Below are 20,065 nucleotides of genomic sequence, written 5' to 3' on the forward strand. Positions count from 1 at the left end.
ATGACTGCCGCCCCCAGCGAGACGACGACCCCCAGCCGCGCCGCCGAGCGTGAGGAGGTGCTGGCGCGCGCCCGCGCGGCCAAGCGGGTTGCCCCGCGCGTCGCGTCGCTTGCCGCCCCCGAGAAGAACGCGCTGCTCACGGCGGCCGCCGAGGCTCTTCAGGCACGGGCGGGGGAGGTCCTCGCCGCGAACCGGGAGGACGTGGAGGCGGGCCGGGCCGCGGGGATGGACTCCGCGCTCGTGGACAGGCTGTCGCTGGACGAGGCGCGCGTCGGCGCCATCGCCGACGGGCTGCGCCAGGTCGCGGCGCTGACAGACCCGGTGGGGGAGGTGCTGCGCGGCCACACCATGGACAACGGCATCAGGATGCGCCAGGTCCGCGTGCCCCTGGGCGTGATGGGCATGGTCTACGAGGCGCGCCCGAACGTCACCGTCGACGCCTTCGGCCTGGCCCTGAAGTCGGGCAACGTGGCCCTGCTGCGCGGTTCGAGGTCGGCGCGGCGCTCCAACGAGGCACTCGTGGAGGTGCTGCAGGACACCGCAGAGCAGCGCGGGCTGCCCCGCGAGATCGTGCAGCTTTTGCCCTGCGAGACCCACGACTCCGTCCAGGACCTCATCACCGCCCGCGGTCTCGTGGACGTGGTCATCCCGCGCGGCGGCGCGCGCCTCATCGAAGCCGTCGTGACCGGGGCGACCGTCCCCGCCATCGAAACCGGCAGCGGCAACTGCCACTTCTACGTCGACGGCGCCGCCGACCTCGACGTAGCGATCCCGATGCTCCTCAACGGAAAGACGCGGCGCTGCTCGGTGTGCAACGCCACCGAGACGGCGCTTCTCGACGCCACCCTCCCCGCCCCGGACAAGCTCCGCGTGGTGCGCGCGCTGCAGGAGGCGGGTGTGACGGTGCACGGGGACGTCGAGAAGCTTGCGGCGTTCGGGGCCGAGGGTGTGGTCGCCGCGACCGAGACCGACTGGGCCGAGGAGTACCTCTCCCTCGACATCGCCGTGGCCGAGGTCGACGGCGTCGAGGGTGCGATCGAGCACATCGCGCGGTGGTCGTCGGGCCACACGGAGGCGATCGCCTCGCGCGACGCCGCGACGCTGGCGCGATTTGCCGAGCGCGTCGACTCCGCGGCGGTCATGCTCAATGCGTCAACCGCCTTCACCGACGGGGAACAGTACGGTTTCGGCGCTGAGATCGGGATCTCAACCCAGAAGCTCCACGCCCGGGGACCGATGGGGCTGCCCGAGCTGACCAGCACGAAGTGGATCCTGGAGGGGGAGGGGCAGACGCGTCCCTAAGAGGAACCTTGGGGCGCGCTGGGACACATATTGACCGAAGCTTTCTGATGTAGTCGGTCACCTCGTGCGGGCTGCCTCCCTCGCGGCTTCCGTCGTCGCAGCAGCCGCCGCCACCCTCGCCCCGCTGTCCGGCGCCGGCCCCGACGCCGACGCCCACAGCGAGAACTCGCCGATGAAGGACGTCGAGGTGCTCGGCATGGACCCGAACTACCACCCGGCGACCTACCCCGAGTGCGACACCCCGGCCGTGGCCATCCCCGCCACCGTCGTGCAGGCCCTCAGCCCGGCGTTGCAGCACGCCAGCCCCGTGCTCATGACCGCCCGCCGCGGCCAGCTCGCCGGCGTGGTCTACTTCGGCAACCCGAACACCGCGGCGGGCGACCCCTCCACCGTGGGCGTGGCCGGCGGCGGTGCCGGCGGCATGCTCGGCCGCCTGCTCTTCAACACCCGCACCGCGGCGGCCACCCCGAACAGGGTGAACTACTGCCTGCCGCTCGACGGGGTGTGCGACCTCTCCCCGCAGACGCTGCGGGCCTCCCAGCCCACCGGCGGGAACCACGGGCGCTACTTCCGCGCCCCCTCCGAGTGGGACAACCAGGTCTCCGATTCCTTCGGCCGCTTCGTCGACCGGGTCCGCTCCGGCTAGTTAGCGCGTGGCCGGGGGCCGGGCGATACACTCTAGCCCCATGGACAGGCCCACCCGCAGCCCCCACGCCGCCCCCCGGCGCCGCATCGGCGTCATGGGGGGCACTTTCGACCCGATCCACCACGGCCACCTCGTGGCCGCGAGCGAGGTGGCGGACCACTTCGACCTGGAAGAGGTCATCTTCGTGCCCACGGGCGAGCCGTGGCAGAAGGAGGGCAAGCAGGTCAGCGACTCGGAGGACCGCTACCTGATGACGGTCATCGCCACCGCCTCCAACCCGCGCTTCCACGTCTCCCGCGTGGACATCGAGCGCGGTGGGCGAACGTACACGATCGACACCCTGACTGACCTGCACGACGAATACCCGGACGCCGACCTGTTCTTCATCACCGGCGCCGACGCGCTCGGTTCGATCATGTCCTGGCACCACTGGGACAAAATGTTCGACCTCGCCGAGTTCGTCGGCGTGACGCGCCCGGGCTACGAGCTGCGCGAGGACATGCTCCCGCTCGAGCACCAGGAGCGGGTGCACCTCATCGAGATCCCGGCCATGTCGATCTCCTCCACGGACTGTCGCGAGCGCGCCCGCTCCGGCAGGCCCGTGTGGTACCTCGTGCCCGACGGGGTGGTGCAGTACATCGCCAAGAACGACCTTTACGCGCCCTCGTGAGATCCGGCGGTGCCGCGGCGAGTGGCAGGAACCCACGTCGACGTGCGACAATGGCCCCAATGTCCTCGAGTCTTCCCCCGCGCGCCGGGGAGCGGGCAACCGAGGGCCACTGAGGAATAGACGACTCTAAGGACTTAGTACATTTGACTGCTCTGCAATCTTCCCGTGACCAGGCCATCGTGGCGGCCCGTGCCGCCGACGAGAAGCTCGGCCGCAACATCGGGGTCATCGACGTCTCCGACGTCCTGGCCATCACCGACATCTTCGTCATCGTCTCCGCGGACAACGAGCGCCAGGTGGCCGCCATCACCGAGGAGATCGAGGTGGAGATGACGAAGGCCGGGCTCGAGCCCAAGCGCCGCGAGGGCAACCGCGAGATGCGCTGGGTGCTGCTGGACTACGGCTCCATCGTCGTGCACGTCCAGCGCGACGCCGAGCGCGACTTCTACGGCCTGGACCGGCTCTACGCCGACTGCCCCGTCATCGAGGTCGAGGGCCTGGACCCCTACGAGCGGCCGGGCTTCTTCGACGACGGTTCGGCGGTGCGCGGCATCGAGGACATCGAGGACCTCCCGCTCGCCGGTGAGGGCCCCGCCGACTCCGGCGACGACTACCCGTACTGACCGGCGCAACTGCCGGAACGCCAATGACGACAAGGCCACGGGTGGACGATGAGTAGACGACTGATCATGCTGCGGCACGGCGAGACGCAGTACAACGCGACGAAGCGCATGCAGGGCCAGCTGGACACGCACCTTTCGGAGGTGGGGATCGAGCAGGCCCGCGCCGCGGCGCGCCAGCTCGAGGGCGCCGGGGTGGCCAGGATCGTCTCCTCCGACCTGGCGCGCGCCCGCGACACCGCCGAGATCGTCGCTGAAGTGCTCGGGCTCGACGTCACCACCGACAAGCGCCTGCGCGAGACCCACCTGGGACAGTGGCAGGGCAAGACGCACGCCGAGGTGGACAGCTGGCGCGCGGGCATCCGCGCCCACTGGCGCAACAACGCCTCCTGGGCGCCGCCCGAGGGCGAGAGCAGGCTCGATGTGGCCCGCCGCGCCCGCCCGGTCGTCGATGAGCTCGTGGCCTCCTACCCGCAGTGGGAGGGCCGCGCGGTGCTTTTCGTCGCGCACGGCGGCACGATCTCCGCGCTGACGTCGAACCTGCTTGGCCTCGAGGTGGGCCAGTACCCGCTGCTCAAGGGGCTGAAGAACACCAACACGTCGCGTCTCAGCGGCATGCCGCGCTACACCGCGGACGGCGCGGGTCAGACCGGCCCCGCCGACGTGGCCGACCCGGCGCAGCTGTCGTGGTACCTCGACGCCTGGAACCAGGGGCTGGGCGAGTAATGGGGGTGCGCATCGTCGTCGACTCCGCGGCGGGAATCCCGGAGAGCATCGCGGAGCAGCTGGACATCACCGTCGTGCCGCTGCATGTCATGGAGGATGAGGGGGAGGGGGCGTCGACAAGCGGGCTCGGCGCGCTTGAGCTCGCGGCTGCCTACGCGCGCCAGCTCGAGCGCGGCGGGGATGCGGGGGTCGTGGCTCTGCACCTGTCGAAGAACCTCTCCTCGACGTGGTCGGCGGCGGTGTCCGCCTCGGCCGTCTTCCCCGGCACGGTGCGGGTGATCGACACCGACACCGCGGGCATGGCGCTGGGCGCGGCGGCGATGGCGGCAGGTTCGCTGGCGCGCGACGGCGCCAGCCTGGACGAGTGCGAGGAGATCGCGCAGCAGACCATCGCGCGCTCCGAAACGTGGCTCTACCTCAACCAGCTCGACGGGTTGCGCAAGAGCGGGCGCTTGTCGACAGGCACCGCGGTGCTCTCGGCGGCACTCCTCGCCACCAAGCCGATCCTGCGCCTCAACGGCGGGAAGCTGGAGCTCGCGGGCAAGACCCGCACCCAGACGAAGGCCTTTTCCAAGCTCACCGAGCTCGTGCTCGAGCGCGCCGGCGGCGAGCCCGTCTTTGCGGCGATCCAGCACGCCGGGGCGGAGGAGGCGGCCGAGTCCCTGGCGGAGACGTTGCGGCAGGTGCTCCCGGAAGACTCGAAGGTCATGGTCGAGCCGCTTGTCGACGTCCTCGCGGTCCACACCGGCCCCGGCGCGGTCGGCCTGTCGGTGGTCTTCTCCTCGGAGGTTGTGGACAGCCCCGCCGAGTAGGTGACGCGTCACCGCGGTTGTCCACAGGCTGTGGCGCCCGGCGTTTCCCTCTCCTTGCCGCGCCCTTAGTGTGTGGGGCATGAACGCGACGACGACCGTGGACCGCCTCAGGGAGCTCACCCGCCCGACGGGGGAGGAGGACGTGATGGACGTCCGGTACCCGCCCCCGCGGTTCACCGTGTCGCCCAAACAGGCGGCGGCGGTGGCCGGCGCGGTGCTCGCCGCGGTGGGCGCCTGGGCGGTGCTGCGCCCGGCACCGCAGGAGCTCGGGCCCGCGACCTGGGACACTGTGGCGGCCACAGCCTCCTCCGCGCCGGCTGCCCCGTCCTCGATCGTCGTCTCCGTCGTGGGGGAGGTGGACCGTCCGGGCCTGGCCACCCTGGAACCGGGGGCGCGGGTGGCGGACGCCCTGGCGGCGGCGGGCCCGCGGCCGGGAGCTGACCTCGTGGCGCTGAACCAGGCGCAGCCGCTCGCCGACGGCCAGCAGATCCACGTCGTGGCCCAGGGGGAGGCCCCGCCCGGCCCGCCCGCCGCCCCAGGTGAGACCGGCTCGGGCAACGCGGGGCTGGTGTCGCTCAACACGGCGACGGCGCAGGAGCTCACGGCGCTGCCCGGGGTGGGGGAGGCGACCGCCGCGGCGATCGTCGCCCACCGCGAGAAGAACGGGCCGTTCACCAGCGTGGACAAGCTCAACGACGTCAAGGGCATCGGCCCCGCCAAATTCGAGGCGCTCAAAGACCTGGTCACGGTGTAGTCCCCGTGCAGGAGCTGCGCCTCGTCCCCGCCGCCGCCGTGGTGTGGGCGGCGGCGCTGGCCGCGCTGCTGTACGCCCCCTGGGCGGGCCTCGCCCTGGCCTGCTCCGCGGGGGCCGCGCTGCTGGCGGCCCGCCAGGCGGGTCAGGCCGTGCTGGTGGCTGGGTTCGGCGCGGCGTCGGCGGCGGTGGTGTGGCTGCGGCTGCGCGCCGCCCGCGCGTGGGAGTTCCCCGGTGTGGCGCGCGGGCACCTCAGCGGGGAGCCGAAGGAACTGGACGGCGGAGGCGTCCTGCTGCGCCTCCTCGTGCCGGGCCACCCCGGCCCCGTGGCCGTGTTCGTGCGGGAGGCGCCCACCGGGGCAGTGCCGGGCGCGCTCGTGGAGGTGACGGGAACAGCGGCCGAGTCGCGCGCCCCGGGGACGGCGAAGGTGAGCATCAGCGGCCGGGTCGACGTGCTGGAGGGGCCGCGGGGTCTGGCGGGGGTGGCCCAGCACGTGCGCGAGACCTTCGCCGCGGCCGTCGGCGAGCACACAGGGGGCGGCGTGCGCGGGCTCATCCCGGGGATGGTGCTGGGGGACACCTCGCTGCAGGACAGGCAGGCCTCCCAGGCCTACGTCGACGCGGGGCTGTCGCACCTGAGTGCCGTGTCGGGCAGCAACGTCGCCATCGTCACCACCGCGGCGGTGTTGGCGGCCAGCGCCCTGCGGCTGGGCCTGCGGGCCCGGATCGCGGCTGCCGGTGTTGCGTTGCTGAGTTTCGCGGTGCTCGTGGGGCCCGAGCCGAGCGTGCTGCGCGCCTCAGTGACGGGCCTGGTGGCGCTCGTCGCGGTGCTGTCCTCCTCGATCTCGGAGCCGGTGCACGCGCTGTGCCTGTCCGTCATTGCGCTGGTCCTGGTGGACACCAACCTGGCGGTCAGCTACGGGTTCGCGCTGTCGGTGGCCGCGACGGCCGGGATCGTCGCGGTGAGCCCCGTGGTCTACCGGGGGCTCGCGCCGCTGAGGTGGCCCGACGTGCTCACCCGCGCCCTGTCTGTCGCCGTGGCGGCCGACCTCGCCACGATGCCGCTGGTCGCGCTCATGGCGGGCCGCGTCTCCCTGGTGTCCGTGGCGGCGAACATCCTCGTCGCACCCGTCGTCGCCCCGATCACCGTTCTCGGACTGATCGCCGTCGTGCTCTCGCTCGCGCCCGGCGGGCTGGAGGCGCTGCTGCTGTGGGTCATCGAGCCGCTCGCCTGGTGGGTCCACGCCGTGGCGATGACGCTGTCCGGGTGGTCCGGCGCGACGGTCCCGGCCGCGCCGCTGACAACCGCGGTGGCCTACGGCTGGATCGTGGCCGGGCTCGTGGCGCGCCGCCCGGGCGCCACGCTGGCCGCCGCGGTCTGCTTCGCGCTGGCCGCCGGGGTGGACCTGCGGCCGGGCAGGGAGGTCGACCCCACCGGCCTGCGCGCGCACGTGGTGCGCACGGAGGAGGAGGTGGAGCCCGTTCCCGCGGGTACCGAGCTGGTCGTGGTGCTCGAGGAGGGCCGGCCGCACGCCCGCCCCGTCCGGACACGCTCGGGCATCCCGGTGATCTTTCCGAACCGCGACCCACCCGCGCGCCTCTACCGCGACGGAGACAGGCTGATCGCGCGGGCGGGGCCGGACGGGTGAGAGACGATAAGATGGGCCGCATGCTCAACCCCGTCCACCTCGTGCTCGGCGAGGATGAATTCCTCGCCGAGCGGGCCACCCGCTCCATCATCGAGGGCGCCAGCCCCGCCGCCGAGCTGACCACGCTGCGCGCGGGCGACGTCACCGAGGGCGAGCTGATCATGGCCACCAGTCCCTCGCTGTTCGCGGAGGAACGCATCGCGGTGGTGGAAAACGCGGAGCTGGCGGGCAAGGAGCCGACGGAGCTGTTGCTGCAGGCTGCGGCGGACCCCGCGCCGGGCCTGACGCTGATCATCCGCCACACCGGCGGCGGGCGGCAGAAGTCGATGGTGCCGAAGTTCTCCAAGATCGCTGAGGTGCACCAGGTCGACCCGCTGCGCGACCGCGAGCGCCACACGTGGCTCACCAACGAGTTCCGCCGCCACGGCGTGCGCCCCACCCCCGACGTGGTGGCGGCGCTGCTCGAGTCGGTGGGCTCCGACCTGCGCGAGCTGGCGTCCGCGGTGGACCAGCTGGTGGCGGACACCGAGGGCGAGCTGACCGTGGCCAGCGTGCGCGCCTACTACTCGGGCGTGGCGGAGGTCTCCGGCTTCGACATCGCAGAGCAGGCCGTCACCGGCCGGGTGGACAAGGCGCTGGCGTCGACGCGACGCGCGCTGCAGCTGGGAATCAGCCCCGTGGCCATCGCGGCGGCACTGGCGATGAAGGTCGGTGACGTCGCCAGGCTGTACAACACCCGCGGCAACCCGAACCAGCTGGCCCGCAGCCTCGGCATGCACCCCTTCGCCGCCAAGAAGGCCATGCAGGTGGCGCGCAACTGGTCAGGGCAGGCCGTCAGCGAGGCCGTGATCATCATCGCCGACCTCGACGCGGCGGTGAAGGGGCAGGGCGGCGACGAGGAGTTCGCGCTCGAGGACGCGGTGCGTCGCATTGCTGAGCTGGCGCGTTAGGCCCGCGTGCTAGATTGTCTGACGTGAACGAGCACCTGCATAACCCGAACAACTCGGACAACACGAATCAGGACGCGCGCTCCGAGGACGTCCCCGTCGACGTCCAGGAGTTCGCCGCGAAGCTGTTCAACTTCGCCCGCGAGGGCGACGAGACGCTGCTGCAGTACGTGGACCAGGGCGTCGACGTCAACCTCGCCAACCAGGACGGCAACACCTTCCTCATGCTCGCGGCGTACGCCGGGCACGAGGCGCTGGTGCGCGGGCTGGTGGAGCGCGGAGCGGACGTCGACAAGCTCAATGCTCGCGGGCAGTCCCCGCTGGCCGGGGTGATCTTCAAGAAGGAGGACGCGATCGTCGACCTGCTTCTCAGCGCCGGGGCGGACCCGCGGGCGGGCCAACCCGACGCGATCGCCACTGCGCAGATGTTCGGCCGGGCGGACCTGGCAGAGAAGATGGGCGGGCAGTGATTTCACCCGGTGACCTCGCGGTCATCGTTGGGCTGAACCTGGTGGGGGCGGCGGCGCCGGGCCCGGATCTGATCCTGATCATGCGGATGGCCACCCGCTCGCGCCAGCACGCGTGGGCGGCGACCGCGGGGGTGCAGACCGGTGTGCTGCTGTGGGTGACGCTGACCGTGGCGGGCGCTGCCGCCGTGCTCACCGCCTACCCGGCGGCGCTCGCATTTGTGCAGATCGTCGGCGGGGCGTTCCTGGTCTGGATGGGGCAGGCGAGCGTGCGGCAGGGCTGGCACGACCGCAACGTGCCGCCGGTGGACATCGGCCAGGCGGCGGAGCGGCTCGGGTCGCTGCGCTCGAGCTACCTCAAGGGGCTGACCACGAACCTGGCGAACCCGAAGATCGTCATCGCCCTGTCCGCGATGATCGCCCCGCTGCTGCCCGCGCACCCGAGCCCGCTGACGGCCGGGGTGGTCATCCTCGCCCTGTGGCTGAGCTCCTTCGTGTTGTTCGGCATCCTCTCCCAGGTCGTCTCCACCGGGAGGGTGCGCCGCAGGCTCCTCGCCGCGGGCCCGCTCATCGACATCGCCTCGGGCCTGTTCTTCCTCGCCGTGGGCATCGTGTTCCTGGTCCGCGGGGCGCAGGGGCTCGGTTAGCCGACCCGCAGCAGGGGAGTGCTCATGCCCCCACGCTAGCGCGGTGTTAGGTTGTCGCCATGGAGAAACCAAGTGGCAGGGCCGGCTGGCAGTACGCGGCCCACGGGCTCGCGATCGTGCTGTTGGTCCTGGTCCCGCTGGGCCTCGCGTTCGCCCTCTCGCCGCAGGCCACGACGACCGCGGTGCTGGTCTTCCTTCCGGTGGCCTCGTTCGGGCTCGGGCTTTACGACGCCACAACGTTCCGCCCCACCTGGTCCTTCCCGGTCTGCGCGGGGGCGTACTTCTGGGTCTCCACGCTGATGTTCTACGATCCGGGCGCCTGGATCTACGCCCTCGGCGTCGCCGCGGTGTGCGGGCTGGGCGAGTTCGCGGCGGCGAGGCTGGGGGCGCGGTAGATGGAGACGTGGACGCTCACCCACCCGGAGCGGGGCTGCCTGACAGTCGAGCTGGGGTACGACGCCGAGTTCGCCGTCCTGGAAAGCGATTGGCCGCTCGAGCCCGGCGATGAGGAGATCACCCCGGTGGCGGGCGACGCGGGTCTCCGGCAGCGCCTCGAGGGTTTCGCCAAGAACCCGCCAAAGAGGCTGCAGGTGCGTGTCGATGACACAGTGGTCGCCAGGTACAAGGCGGTTTCCTCGGGGCGCATCCCTCTCGAGCGCCGGGCCTGGTCGCCCCGGATGCGTGACTCCCTGACCCCGGTGGACCGGCGCAACCCGCACTTGAGCATTCAGGCGACGGTGCTCGACGAGCTTCTCACGGTGGAGTACCGCGACGCCGACACTGTGGTCGAGCTCGAGCCGCCGGCGGGCAGCCGCGGGGCGCGGCGACACCAGGCGATGCGGGAAAGCCCGCTCAAGCGCGTGCTGTATCCGTTGGCCGCGGGCATGGGCAAGGCCGGCTGGGCGCTCGCCGTCCTCGTCCTCGGGCCCATGGTGGGCCGGCTGATCGAGGCGGTCATCGACTGGCTGCTGCAGTTCGTGCCCGACTGGGAGATCACCCTCCCCACCATCCACCTGCCTGTGCCGGAGCTGCCGGGCCTGCCCACGATCCACCTGCCGGTGCCGCGCATCCCCTGGCCGGACGTCGACCTCCCAGAGATCCCGGGGTGGGTGAAGCTGGCCGTCGAGTACCAGCGGCTGTGGGTGCCCATCCTCGTTGCGCTGGTCATCGGGGTGCTGGCCGTGCGCAACCACGGAAGGTCGGAGCGGCGGAAGCGCGAGTGGTCCCAGAAGGGGTGGGAGGGGCGTCGAAAAGCGCAAAGCCCGCCTCCCGGAGGGGAGACGGGCCGCGACGGCGGAACTTAGTCCATCTTGTTCAGGGCGCGAGCCATGCTCGACTTCTTGTTCGCCGCGTTGTTGCGGTGGAACACGCCCTTGGACACGGACTTGTCCAGCTTGCGCGAAGCGACGCGCAGCTGAGCCTCGGCGGCGGCCTTGTCGCCGGACTCGACGGCCTCACGGAACTTGCGGATCTCCGTGCGGACGGCGGAGCGGACGGACTTGTTGCGCAGGCGGCGCTTCTCGTTGGTGAGAACGCGCTTCTTCTGCTGCTTGATGTTTGCCATGTGTGTACACCTCTTGGTTTAGGTCGAATCTGAATGCGCAGTCGACCCGGGAGGGCGTCACGCGCCGGGCTTTGGAAGAACGCGGGCCCAAGGTCCTGCTCGCGTAGCACAGCGCACCCTGTCATTCCCGGATGCGGACAACCAATTTAGGGTAGCAACCCCGCACCCGCGGCACCAAACCGCTGGCGCTCAGACCCAGTCGAAGCGGTCGCGCAGGCGGTTGGCGATGCGCTCGAAGCGCCGCGGGGGGATGTAGGTGCCGCGGCGGTGCACCTCGGTCTCGGGGACCATGAGGGTCTTGTCCAGGCGCACCCAGCACGGGTCGCCGGTGTCCTCCCACTCGCCCGAGCCAATGCCCAGCCAGTGGTCCTCGTGGCGGTGCTTCTCGCGGGGGGAGATGAGCAGGCCGAGCACGTCGTGGTGCTCCCGCCCAATGACCACCAGGGAGCGCTCCTGCGGCGGGTCGGAGGGCACGGTGACCCACACGATCTCACCGGGCTCGGCCTGGCCGTCCATGTCGGGGGCGTAGTAGATGCTCCGCGCGACCTTGGCGGTCGGCTTGACCAGGAGGCGGGAGGCGATCTTTCGGGTGCGGTCGCGCGGGGAGCTGCCGAGGCGCTCGTTGAGCAGCGCGAGGCCCTGGTCGAGTGCGCTGGAGGGGTGGCGCTTCGACCGGCGGAGAAACATGAGGCGTCCTTGGGGTGAGGTGTTGTGCTTGGGTTCACATTACGAGCGCGCGGGGATCTTCTCAAGCGGTTGCGCGCCCTCCCGGTGATCCGTCGGCGTTTGTTTTGTTTGCCCACGTGAGACGGTAAAGTGAGCGGAACTATGGCTGCGCAGACGACGAATTTCGCGGAGCAGACGTTCACCGATCCGCAGCGGATCCGGAACTTCTGCATCATCGCCCACATCGACCACGGCAAATCGACCCTCGCCGACCGCATTCTCCAGCTGTCCAACGTGGTGAATGCGCGCGACATGCGCGACCAGTACCTCGACAACATGGACATCGAGCGCGAGCGCGGCATCACCATCAAGGCGCAGAACGTGCGCCTGCCGTGGACCCCGCAGTCGGGCGAGTTCGCGGGCGAGCCGACGATCCTGCAGATGATCGACACCCCGGGCCACGTCGACTTCTCCTACGAGGTCTCCCGCGCGCTCGAGGCCTGCGAGGGGGCGATCCTGCTCGTCGACGCCGCCCAGGGCATCGAGGCGCAGACCCTGGCGAACCTGTACATGGCGATCGACAAGGACCTGGAGATCATCCCGGTGCTCAACAAGATCGACCTGCCCGCGGCGGACCCGGAGAAGTACGCCCTCGAGATCGCCAACATCATCGGCTGCGAACCCGAGGACGTGCTGCGCGTGTCCGGCAAGACGGGCCAGGGCGTGCCCGAGCTGCTCGACCGCCTCGTCGAGCTCGTCCCCCCGCCGGCCTCCGAGCACGGCAAGGACGCCCCCGCCCGCGCGCTCATCTTCGACTCCGTCTACGACACCTACCGCGGCGTGGTCACCTACATCCGCATGATGGACGGCACGCTCACGCCGAACCAGCAGGTGCAGATGATGAACACCGGGGTGCGCCACGAGATCCTCGAGGTCGGCGTCGTCTCGCCCACCATGAAAAAGACCAAGGGGCTGGGCCCCGGCGAGGTGGGCTACCTGATCACGGGCGTGAAGGACGTGCGCGAGACGCGAGTGGGCGACACGGTCACGTGGGCGTCGAAAGGCGCGGAGGAGCCGCTCGCCGGCTTCGAGGATGTCAAGCCGATGGTCTACTCGGGTCTGTTCCCGGTCAGCCAGGAGGACTTCCCGGCGCTGCGCGAGTCGCTGGAAAAGCTCCAGCTTAACGACGCCTCGCTGACCTGGGAACCCGAAACCTCCGTCGCCCTGGGCTTCGGCTTCCGCTGCGGCTTCCTCGGGCTGCTCCACATGGAGATCACCCGCGATCGCCTCGAGCGCGAGTTCGACCTCGACCTCATCTCCACCGCCCCCTCCGTCACCTACCGCGTGGTCGCCGAGGACGGCTCCGAGCAGCTCGTGCACAACCCCTCCGACTGGCCGGGCGGCAAGCTGCAGGCGGTCTACGAGCCAGTGGTGAACATGACCATCATCGTGCCTCAGGAGTTCGTCGGCACCACGATGGAGCTGTGCCAGTCCAAGCGCGGCACGATGAAGAACATGGAGTACCTCTCCGAGGACCGCGTCGAGCTGCGCTACATCATGCCACTGGGCGAGATCATCTTCGACTTCTTCGACATGCTCAAGTCCCGCACGAAGGGCTACGCCTCGCTGAACTACGAGGAGGCCGGCGAGCAGGAGGGCGACCTGGTCAAGGTGGACATTCTGCTGCAGGGGGAGCCCGTCGACGCGTTTTCCGCGATCGTGCACAAGGACTCCGCCCAGTGGTACGGCAACAAGATGACCAAGAAGCTCAAGGAGCTCATCCCGCGCCAGCAGTTCGAGGTGCCCGTCCAGGCTGCGATCGGCTCGAAGATCATCGCCCGCGAGAACATCCGCGCCCTGCGCAAGGACGTGCTGTCCAAGTGCTACGGCGGCGACATCTCGCGCAAGCGCAAACTGCTGGAGAAGCAGAAGGCCGGCAAGAAGCGCATGAAGTCCATCGGCTCGGTCACCGTGCCGCAGGAGGCCTTTGTGGCGGCGCTGTCCACGGACGAGGAGTAGGGCGCCGTCAGGCGGGCAGGCCGAGCGAGGCCGCCAGGCGCTCGACCGCCCGCGTGAAAAACTCCTCCGGTTCCGAGAGGGTGTCCCTGCCGAGCTGCCCGAAGACCTCCGCGGAGATGAGGCCGATGAGGTGCGTCCACCCGTCGAGGGCGAGCTCGATGACTGCGAGGTCGAGGGCGGGGGCCCACTCGCGCTGGATCGCGGAGAGATCGCTGAGCAGCGCCCGGCTTGCCGACGGCTGCGGGGCGGAGGGGGAGGCTGCGGCGAGTTGCTCGATCATCATCCGCATGACGCGGGTGCCCTGGTCGATGGTGCGCTCCGGTGCGAAGTACCCCGCGATGGGCGAACCGTAGACGAGGGCCCAGCGCTGGGGGTGGGACAGCGCCCACCGGCGCATCGCCTGCGCCAGGGCGGCGAGGGAGCGGGGGTCCTCGTGCTGCACGGCGTCGGCGAGCTGCCTGAACGCGTCCTCGATGAGGAGGGTCAGCAGGTCGTCGCGGTTCTTGACGTACCTGTAGAGCGCCGAGGAGACGACTCCGAGCTCGCGCGCAACCGCCCGGAGGTTGACGGCCTCGGCCCCGCCGGCGTCGAGCTGGGCGAAGCCGAGGGAGAGGATGGAGCGCATCATCTTGGTGCGGGAGAGCTCGCGTGGGGAGGGCATACTCACAGCGTAGCGCAAAAAGTGAGCACTGCTCTTGCGAGGGCGGGCAGCCTCCCGTAGGCTCCACGCTGGACACAAAAAGTGAGCACTGCTCTCAAAGGGGGGAAGTAACGACGATGCCCATCAACGCCTTGGTAATCGGTGCGGGACCAGTGGGAAGGGCGACCGCCGCGCACCTCGCCTCGCTCGGGCACGAGGTGGCGGTCTTGACACGCTCGGGAACCCCGGTCGGCGACCTCCGCGCGCTGAACGGTGACGCGGGACGCGAGGAGGACCTGCGGCGGGCGCTGCGCGAGTTTCCCGCCACCCACATCATCAATTGCATGCACGCGCCCTACACGGAACGCCACTGGCGGGAGGCGCTTCTGCCAGCGGAGGGTGTCATCCTCCGGGAGGCGGCGCAGCGAGGACTCCACGTCACCTTTCCGGAGTCGGTCTACGCGTTCGGGAGCGCGGAGCGGGAGGTGAGCGGGGCAAGTGTTCCCGTCGCCCGGAGGGGCAAACCCGGCGTCCGGGCCGAGCTGCTCCGGCGGCGCGACCGCTCGGGGGCGACGACGTGCTCGGTTGTGGCCTCGGACTACTACGGGCCCGGCAGCGGGCCGGGGGCCGTGGCGCACGTGCTCGTCCTCGACAGGATCGCCGCGGGGCGGCGGCCCCTCGCTTTGTTCAGCAGAAACACTCCCCACGCCTACACGTACCTCCCCGACTTCGCCCGCGCGCTCGCCGAGGCGGCGGTCCACGGGGCGACGGGGATCGCCGTGACGCCGACGGCGCCGCCGGTTTCCCAGGCGGACTTCGCGCGGGAGGCAGCCGACGTTCTGGGGGTGGCGTTCAGGAGTCCGCTCGTGCTCGGCGGCGCGACGCTGAGGGCCGCGGGGTTGTTCGACCGCAACGTCGGCGGCATCGCCGAGATGAAGTGGTTGTGGACGACACCCCAGTCCCTCCGGGGCACGTTCGCGTGGGAGCCCACCGCCCTGGAGGAGGGGCTTCGCCGCGCGGTGGGCGGCTAGAGGCTCCTACGCCTTGCCCGGGGCGTCGTCAGGCGAGTGCGTCGGCGGCTCCCATCCGTCCTCCCACTGGCCGGTCTCGTAGTCGTAGCCGACGGGGTCGCCGTGCTCGTCGGTGCGGCGGTACCACTCGGTGAGGTCCTCGCTGGTGGAATCCACGCCGGCAACAATGCCCACCCCGGCGCCCTCGGGGGCGCGCTCCACTGCGATCTCGAAGTCGTCGCCGTATTCCTCTAGGCCGCGCACGACGGCGTCGCGCACCGCCGTGTCGGCGTAGGTGGTGCGGATGGCCACCGGGTCCGTCGTGAGGTCCTTGATGAACGAGACCATCAGCGCCACGATGACCAGCGAGAAGGGCATGGCGGTGAGGATGGTCAGGGACTGCAGGCCGGACAGCGCCGTCTCGCCCCCGGTGAGCAGCATGACCACGGCGATGCCCATCATGAGCACGCCCCAGAACGCCACGAGCAGCTTGTTCGGCTCGGGGTCGCCCTTGGAGGCCATGGTGCCCATGACCACGGAGGCGGAGTCGGCCGAGGTGATGAAGAAGATCGAGAGGATGACAACCACGAGCGCGGCCGTCACCCCGCTGAAAGGCAGCTGGTCGATCATGCTGAACAGCACCTGCTGGGGCGAGGCGGAGCCGTCGAAGCCGGGCAGACCGTCGCGGGCGAAGGTGATGGCGGTGCCGCCGAAAACGGTGAAGGCGAGGATGAGCAGCGCGGTCGGCACGATGATGGTCACCAGGGTGAATTCGCGGATCGTTCGGCCGCGAGAGATGCGGGCGATGAACATGCCCACGAAGGGCGCCCAGGCGATCCACCACGCCCAGTAGAAGGCCGTCCAGGCCGCCTGGAAGTCGAGGGTCTCCGGGCCCCATGACAGCGAGCGCGAGGACATGTCGAGGAACTTGTCCAGGTAGGACAGGGTGCCGGAGGGCAGCAGGTTGGTGAGGAAGAGCGTCGGGCCCGTGAGGAAGACGAACAGGATCGCCAAAAGCGTCAGGGTGATGTTCGTGTTGGACAGGATGCGGATGCCCTTGGACACGCCTGAGACGGCGGAGGTGATGAATCCGACGGTGAGCACCAGGATGATCCCCATGAGCAGGGGCATCGAGGGGGTGCGGCCGGAGAACGTGGAGATGCCCTCGCCGATCTGCAGGGTGGCGATGCCGAGGGAGGCGGCTGTGCCGAACAGGGTGGCCACGATGGCGAGGATGTCGATGATCCTGCCGATCGGCCCGTCGGTGCGCTTGAGCACCGGGGCGAACAGCGAGGACATGAGCGTCGTGCGGCCGCGCCGGTAGGACGAGTACGCCAGGGCGCCGCCGACCAGAGCGTAGAGCGCCCAGGGCGAGAAGCCCCAGTGGTAGTTCGACTGGGCCAGCGCCTGGTGCAGCGCCTGCTCGGTGTCCGGCTCCACGGTCAGCGGCGGCGGCGAGTGGTAGAAGGCGAGGGGCTCGGAGGGGCCGAAGAAGAAGATGCCCACGCCGATGCCGGCCGCGAACATCATGGCCACCCACGAGAACAGGGAGTACTCGGGTGTTTCGTCGTCCTTGCCCAGCTTGATGGTGCCGTACTGGGAAAACGCGATGGCGATCATGACGATCACGCAGACGATGAGGATGACGTTGAACAGCCAGCCGAAGTTGTGCAGGCCCCACTCCAGGGCCGCAGACGAGAAGGAGGCGACCGTGTCCGGGCTGGTCACACCCCAGATGACGAAGGCGATGATGAGCACCGCGTTGACCCCGAATACGAGCTTGTCCAGCCCGAACTTGTAGCGCAGCTCCTCGATGCTGATGCCCGGCACCAGGCCCGGGTGCATGTTGTCGGGGTAGAGGCCGATCGCGCGCCGCGCCCTCAGGTTGCGAGCCTTGTCTATCGCCTCATCGATCGCGCTGGGCGTGTCCTCGGACTGCGGTTCCTGCTCGCCAGCCACCTGGTTCCTCCTTCGTTTTCGATTTCTTTACAGTTAACCCCTTCGTGTGCGATTTGGCACATATGCGCATTCGCTCCTCGACGCTCCGCCGATGCCGATTCCGCGGAGGGGCACCGCCCAGAGAATGGCGGCGGTGAGGGCGACGGTCATGGCTATGTCGAAAAATGCAGAAGTGGGGGAGACGTCAAAGCGGCTGGGGTCGGCGATCCCCAGGCCGAGTCCCACAAAGGCGAAGAAGTTGCCGATCGCGTGCAAAGCGGTGGAGGCTTCGATACCCCCGGTGGCGTGGGTCAGGACGGCGGTGCACACGGCGAATACGAGGATGCCGGCGAGGCCGATCCAGTTGTAATCGTGGCCGATGACAAAGAACGGGACAGCGGCGCCGTAGGCGATGATCGGCGAGCGCACCCACGTCCCGACGATCTGGGGGATTGCCGCACGGAAGATTAGTTCTTCAGTGGCTGATTGGAGAGGGACGAGGAAAGCACACAGCGCGATGAACGCCAGACCCCGGCCGGTAACGGAGGGCGAGTCGTACGCGCCGGCGGCGGCGTGGATGAGGGTGGAGAAACTGTAACCCGCTACCGCGATCAGCGCGGGAGCGAGGGCGTGGCGCCAGCGGAAGCGACCGGAAACGCTCAGCAGTTCACTGGAATGGCGGCCGGAAATGCGGGCGGCGAGAAGCGGGGCCGCACATGTCATGGCCAGGGAAATCAGCATCAACACGTTGGCGTCAAGGTCGGTGCCCTCCAACTCCATGATGGTCTCGGGCAGGCCCAGCGCCACCCCCGTGAAGGCGAGCAGGAGCAGGGTGCCGAAGCTGAATGCGAGATAGAGAACCACCAAGACCACCAGCTCTACCGTCGCGCGCCACCGGGGGCGCTCAACGCGGTGGAAAGCGACGTCACCGTGGGACGGTCCCGGGACAGGCACGTCCGGCACGGAATGGGGGGTGGTGGTCAGCGACATGGGGCGGTTACCTTTGCGTGTGTGGTCGTCCCCGACCTCACAGTTGGGCCGGAGGGGTGCCGGGGTAGCACCCATACCCCAGTGTCTCGGGCCGGGGCGGGGCGCACATCGCCCCCGGGAACGATTTCTTTATCCTCCCCGGGGAGGATGTGCGCCGGTGGAGGCCTCCATAGACTCGGCTCCATGACGATGCAAAGGTGGCGGGTGGCGGGCATGGTCGCCCTGTGCGTCATTGCAGGCCTGGCGACGGGGATTGTCTTCACGGAGTTGGACAAGCAGGAATTCCCGGGGGCGACTGAGGAGGACGTGGGGACCCGTCTGGCTCAGATGCTTGCGGTTGCAGTAGTCGGGTGGCTCTGTCTGCCGAAGGCGCTGTGGCACGACCCGCGGGAAGCGCATACCGGGTTCCGTGGGACGCGGGGATCGTTCCTGGCTTCCCTTGTAGTTGTCTTGTCTTCCACCTCGTATTTTGCCGTGCCCGCGGGGGTTGTCGCGCTCATCTCGGTGTTCTCCCGGCGCTCGTGGCGCTGGAGCCTCGCGGCGGTGGTGTGCGTGGGCGTAAGCGGGCTTTCCGACGTCATTTTCAGCCCCCTGCCCGGGATGGGCGCACCCACAGTCGCGATGTGGGCCGTCGGCACGTTCTCGGTGGTGGCACTGACCGCGCTCATCGCCATGTTTCGCAGCAACGCCCGCGAGCAGCAGCTGCGCGAGGTGGCAGAGGCGCGCGAAGAAGCCCGGGTGGCCCGTGAGGCCGAGCGCAACAGGATCGCCCGCGATGTCCACGACTCTTTGTCCCACCGGCTCAGTCTCATCACTCTGCACGCCGGCGCGCTCGCGTCTCGCGACGATCTGCCGCGAGCCCGCGTCGCGGAAGCCAGCGAGCTCATCCGAGGCGAGGCGGAGGCGGCCGTGGAGGATTTGCGGCGCGTTCTGCGGGCTTTGGACGCCGGCGATCCAGCACCCCAGCTCGAGGAGCTGATCGCTTCCGCTGAAGCCGCCGGAACCCCGGTCACCGTCTCCGGGGACACCGACCTCGCCGCGGTGTCCCCGCAGGTGCGCACCGTGGTCGCGCGCGCCGTCCAGGAGGGTCTGACCAACGCGCGCAAGCACGCTCCCGGTGAGCCGGTGGATCTGCGCGTTGTCCCGGCACCCGACGGCATCACGGTGGAGATGAGCAACCCGGCGAAGGGAACCGGTGACGGGGCCGCAGGCCCGGGCCGCGGTTTGGCGGGCATGCGGCAGCGTGCCGAACAGGTGGGCGGTGCCCTCGACATCGTGCGCGCGAACGGGCAGTTCCGCTGGCGCATGCGCCTTGGCGCCGAGGAGGGGGCAGCGCGATGAGCGGTAGGGAACGCGTACGCGTCGCGCTTGTCGACGACGAGGCGCTCATGCGCAGCGGCATCCGCCTTGTCCTGGAGGGCGACCCGAGGATTGAGGTGGTCGTCGAGGCTGTCGACGGCAGGGAGGCGATCGAGGCCGTCGCGCTCGCCAACCCGGACGTGGTACTCATGGACATCCGCATGCCCGTCATGAACGGCATCGACGCGGTGCGAGCCCTGCGCTCCACGCCCGGGGCGGGGCACATCCCGGTGGTGATGCTCACCGCCTTCGACACCGACACCTACATTCTCGACGCTTTGCGCGCGGGCGCGGTGGGGTTCTTGCTCAAGTCGACTCCGCCCGCAGCTCTGATCGCGGCCGTCCACGCCGCTGTGGAGGGCCAACAGCTGCTCAGCTCCGACGTTCTCGCCTCGCTCGTGGCGCTCGCTGGTGAACCGGAGTCGGAAGCGGGGTCGTCGAGAAGCAAAAAGCTCGCGCAACTGAGCGAACGCGAGCGCGAGATCGCCGAGCTCGTGGCCGAGGGGGTCGGCAACTTGGAAATTGCCTCCCGGCTGTTCATCGCGCCGACAACAGTGAAAACGCACATGCGCCACATCATGGAAAAGCTCGGGGCCGAAAACCGGGTGCAGGTTGCCGTCGCGGTTCTGGAGGGCCGCTAGC

At 69.8% G+C, this 20,065-nt stretch carries 22 protein-coding genes; 17 read left to right on the plus strand and 5 right to left on the minus strand.

What is annotated here, in order from left to right:
* The 13 genes from DYZ02_RS09530 to DYZ02_RS09590 all read left to right on the plus strand — a co-directional run bounded on the left by DYZ02_RS09530 (position 1) and on the right by DYZ02_RS09590 (position 10,541).
* Positions 1–1,302, plus strand: a complete 1,302-nt coding sequence (locus tag DYZ02_RS09530; protein ID WP_115686026.1) for a glutamate-5-semialdehyde dehydrogenase — start codon at positions 1–3, stop codon at positions 1,300–1,302.
* A 64-nt stretch (positions 1,303–1,366) separates the two neighbouring features.
* The gene (locus tag DYZ02_RS09535; RefSeq protein WP_115686027.1) at positions 1,367–1,948 is read left to right on the plus strand and encodes a hypothetical protein; all 582 of its coding nucleotides are present in this window, start codon (positions 1,367–1,369) and stop codon (positions 1,946–1,948) included.
* Between the two features lie 40 nt (positions 1,949–1,988).
* A complete protein-coding gene (gene nadD, locus DYZ02_RS09540; protein WP_115686028.1) occupies positions 1,989–2,618 on the plus strand; it encodes a nicotinate-nucleotide adenylyltransferase in 630 nt (209 codons plus the stop codon).
* A 143-nt stretch (positions 2,619–2,761) separates the two neighbouring features.
* The gene (gene rsfS, locus DYZ02_RS09545; protein ID WP_115686029.1) at positions 2,762–3,241 is read left to right on the plus strand and encodes a ribosome silencing factor; all 480 of its coding nucleotides are present in this window, start codon (positions 2,762–2,764) and stop codon (positions 3,239–3,241) included.
* 48 nt (positions 3,242–3,289) lie between these two features.
* Positions 3,290–3,964: a histidine phosphatase family protein gene (locus tag DYZ02_RS09550; RefSeq protein WP_115686030.1), complete on the plus strand. Its 675-nt coding sequence runs from the start codon at positions 3,290–3,292 to the stop codon at positions 3,962–3,964.
* The gene (locus tag DYZ02_RS09555) at positions 3,964–4,776 is read left to right on the plus strand and encodes a DegV family protein (protein ID WP_115686031.1); all 813 of its coding nucleotides are present in this window, start codon (positions 3,964–3,966) and stop codon (positions 4,774–4,776) included. The genes DYZ02_RS09550 and DYZ02_RS09555 overlap by 1 nt, the downstream gene beginning before the upstream one ends.
* 79 nt (positions 4,777–4,855) lie before the next feature.
* Positions 4,856–5,530, plus strand: coding sequence for a ComEA family DNA-binding protein (locus DYZ02_RS09560; protein WP_115686032.1), 675 nt, complete (start codon positions 4,856–4,858; stop codon positions 5,528–5,530).
* 5 nt (positions 5,531–5,535) lie between these two features.
* On the plus strand, positions 5,536–7,176 hold the full coding sequence (locus DYZ02_RS09565) for a ComEC/Rec2 family competence protein (RefSeq protein WP_115686033.1): 1,641 nt from the start codon (positions 5,536–5,538) through the stop codon (positions 7,174–7,176).
* Between the two features lie 11 nt (positions 7,177–7,187).
* Positions 7,188–8,126: a DNA polymerase III subunit delta gene (gene holA, locus DYZ02_RS09570; RefSeq protein WP_115686034.1), complete on the plus strand. Its 939-nt coding sequence runs from the start codon at positions 7,188–7,190 to the stop codon at positions 8,124–8,126.
* A 23-nt stretch (positions 8,127–8,149) separates the two neighbouring features.
* Positions 8,150–8,593 (plus strand): ankyrin repeat domain-containing protein, encoded by a 444-nt coding sequence (locus tag DYZ02_RS09575; protein WP_425451020.1) that lies wholly within the window; start codon positions 8,150–8,152, stop codon positions 8,591–8,593.
* Entirely contained in the window at positions 8,590–9,237 is a 648-nt protein-coding gene (locus tag DYZ02_RS09580; RefSeq protein WP_425451021.1) for a LysE family translocator, read from the plus strand. The genes DYZ02_RS09575 and DYZ02_RS09580 overlap by 4 nt, the downstream gene beginning before the upstream one ends.
* A 59-nt stretch (positions 9,238–9,296) precedes the next feature.
* Positions 9,297–9,632 (plus strand): hypothetical protein, encoded by a 336-nt coding sequence (locus DYZ02_RS09585; RefSeq protein ID WP_115686035.1) that lies wholly within the window; start codon positions 9,297–9,299, stop codon positions 9,630–9,632.
* The gene (locus DYZ02_RS09590) at positions 9,633–10,541 is read left to right on the plus strand and encodes a hypothetical protein (RefSeq protein WP_115686036.1); all 909 of its coding nucleotides are present in this window, start codon (positions 9,633–9,635) and stop codon (positions 10,539–10,541) included. It begins immediately after the preceding gene.
* On the opposite strand, the gene rpsT is transcribed toward DYZ02_RS09590, so the two are convergent.
* Positions 10,538–10,801, minus strand: a complete 264-nt coding sequence (gene rpsT / locus DYZ02_RS09595; protein WP_115686037.1) for a 30S ribosomal protein S20 — start codon at positions 10,799–10,801, stop codon at positions 10,538–10,540. The two genes, DYZ02_RS09590 and rpsT, sit on opposite strands and share 4 nt — an antisense overlap.
* A gap of 189 nt (positions 10,802–10,990) precedes the next feature.
* On the minus strand, positions 10,991–11,488 hold the full coding sequence (locus tag DYZ02_RS09600; protein WP_115686038.1) for a type II toxin-antitoxin system PemK/MazF family toxin: 498 nt from the start codon (positions 11,486–11,488) through the stop codon (positions 10,991–10,993).
* 141 nt (positions 11,489–11,629) lie between these two features.
* On the opposite strand from DYZ02_RS09600, the gene lepA reads away from it, so the two are divergent.
* Positions 11,630–13,486, plus strand: coding sequence for a translation elongation factor 4 (lepA, locus tag DYZ02_RS09605; RefSeq protein WP_115686039.1), 1,857 nt, complete (start codon positions 11,630–11,632; stop codon positions 13,484–13,486).
* Positions 13,487–13,493: 7 nt separating this feature from the next.
* On the opposite strand, the gene DYZ02_RS09610 is transcribed toward lepA, so the two are convergent.
* Entirely contained in the window at positions 13,494–14,147 is a 654-nt protein-coding gene (locus DYZ02_RS09610; RefSeq protein WP_115686040.1) for a TetR/AcrR family transcriptional regulator, read from the minus strand.
* 116 nt (positions 14,148–14,263) lie between these two features.
* On the opposite strand from DYZ02_RS09610, the gene DYZ02_RS09615 reads away from it, so the two are divergent.
* Entirely contained in the window at positions 14,264–15,157 is an 894-nt protein-coding gene (locus tag DYZ02_RS09615) for an NAD-dependent epimerase/dehydratase family protein (protein WP_115686041.1), read from the plus strand.
* A gap of 6 nt (positions 15,158–15,163) precedes the next feature.
* On the opposite strand, the gene DYZ02_RS09620 is transcribed toward DYZ02_RS09615, so the two are convergent.
* Together DYZ02_RS09620 and DYZ02_RS09625 are read right to left on the minus strand one after the other, a co-directional pair.
* A complete protein-coding gene (locus DYZ02_RS09620) occupies positions 15,164–16,981 on the minus strand; it encodes a BCCT family transporter (RefSeq protein ID WP_115686457.1) in 1,818 nt (605 codons plus the stop codon).
* A 147-nt stretch (positions 16,982–17,128) separates the two neighbouring features.
* Positions 17,129–18,064: a CPBP family intramembrane glutamic endopeptidase gene (locus DYZ02_RS09625; protein WP_181896946.1), complete on the minus strand. Its 936-nt coding sequence runs from the start codon at positions 18,062–18,064 to the stop codon at positions 17,129–17,131.
* 183 nt (positions 18,065–18,247) lie between these two features.
* Between DYZ02_RS09625 and DYZ02_RS09630 the strand changes: the two genes are divergently transcribed.
* Positions 18,248–19,405, plus strand: coding sequence for a sensor histidine kinase (locus tag DYZ02_RS09630; protein ID WP_181896947.1), 1,158 nt, complete (start codon positions 18,248–18,250; stop codon positions 19,403–19,405).
* Positions 19,402–20,064: a response regulator gene (locus tag DYZ02_RS09635; protein ID WP_115686044.1), complete on the plus strand. Its 663-nt coding sequence runs from the start codon at positions 19,402–19,404 to the stop codon at positions 20,062–20,064. The genes DYZ02_RS09630 and DYZ02_RS09635 overlap by 4 nt, the downstream gene beginning before the upstream one ends.
* Position 20,065: the final 1 nt, after the last annotated feature.

It is taken from the genome of Corynebacterium senegalense (assembly GCF_900411315.1).
GTDB lineage: Bacteria > Actinomycetota > Actinomycetes > Mycobacteriales > Mycobacteriaceae > Corynebacterium > Corynebacterium senegalense.

Coding starts and splice junctions, on each gene's coding strand:
- nadD (WP_115686028.1), top strand. CDS start 1,989: ATGGACAGGCCCACCCGCAGCCCCCACGCCGCCCCCCGGCGCCGCATC.
- DYZ02_RS09530 (WP_115686026.1), top strand. CDS start 1: ATGACTGCCGCCCCCAGCGAGACGACGACCCCCAGCCGCGCCGCCGAG.
- DYZ02_RS09560 (WP_115686032.1), top strand. CDS start 4,856: ATGAACGCGACGACGACCGTGGACCGCCTCAGGGAGCTCACCCGCCCG.
- DYZ02_RS09625 (WP_181896946.1), bottom strand. CDS start 18,064: ATGTCGCTGACCACCACCCCCCATTCCGTGCCGGACGTGCCTGTCCCG.
- holA (WP_115686034.1), top strand. CDS start 7,188: ATGGGCCGCATGCTCAACCCCGTCCACCTCGTGCTCGGCGAGGATGAA.
- DYZ02_RS09590 (WP_115686036.1), top strand. CDS start 9,633: ATGGAGACGTGGACGCTCACCCACCCGGAGCGGGGCTGCCTGACAGTC.
- DYZ02_RS09550 (WP_115686030.1), top strand. CDS start 3,290: ATGAGTAGACGACTGATCATGCTGCGGCACGGCGAGACGCAGTACAAC.
- DYZ02_RS09620 (WP_115686457.1), bottom strand. CDS start 16,981: ATGCACCCGGGCCTGGTGCCGGGCATCAGCATCGAGGAGCTGCGCTAC.
- DYZ02_RS09610 (WP_115686040.1), bottom strand. CDS start 14,147: ATGCCCTCCCCACGCGAGCTCTCCCGCACCAAGATGATGCGCTCCATC.
- DYZ02_RS09600 (WP_115686038.1), bottom strand. CDS start 11,488: ATGTTTCTCCGCCGGTCGAAGCGCCACCCCTCCAGCGCACTCGACCAG.
- DYZ02_RS09635 (WP_115686044.1), top strand. CDS start 19,402: ATGAGCGGTAGGGAACGCGTACGCGTCGCGCTTGTCGACGACGAGGCG.
- DYZ02_RS09585 (WP_115686035.1), top strand. CDS start 9,297: ATGGAGAAACCAAGTGGCAGGGCCGGCTGGCAGTACGCGGCCCACGGG.
- DYZ02_RS09615 (WP_115686041.1), top strand. CDS start 14,264: ATGCCCATCAACGCCTTGGTAATCGGTGCGGGACCAGTGGGAAGGGCG.
- DYZ02_RS09630 (WP_181896947.1), top strand. CDS start 18,248: ATGACGATGCAAAGGTGGCGGGTGGCGGGCATGGTCGCCCTGTGCGTC.
- rpsT (WP_115686037.1), bottom strand. CDS start 10,801: ATGGCAAACATCAAGCAGCAGAAGAAGCGCGTTCTCACCAACGAGAAG.
- DYZ02_RS09555 (WP_115686031.1), top strand. CDS start 3,964: ATGGGGGTGCGCATCGTCGTCGACTCCGCGGCGGGAATCCCGGAGAGC.
- lepA (WP_115686039.1), top strand. CDS start 11,630: ATGGCTGCGCAGACGACGAATTTCGCGGAGCAGACGTTCACCGATCCG.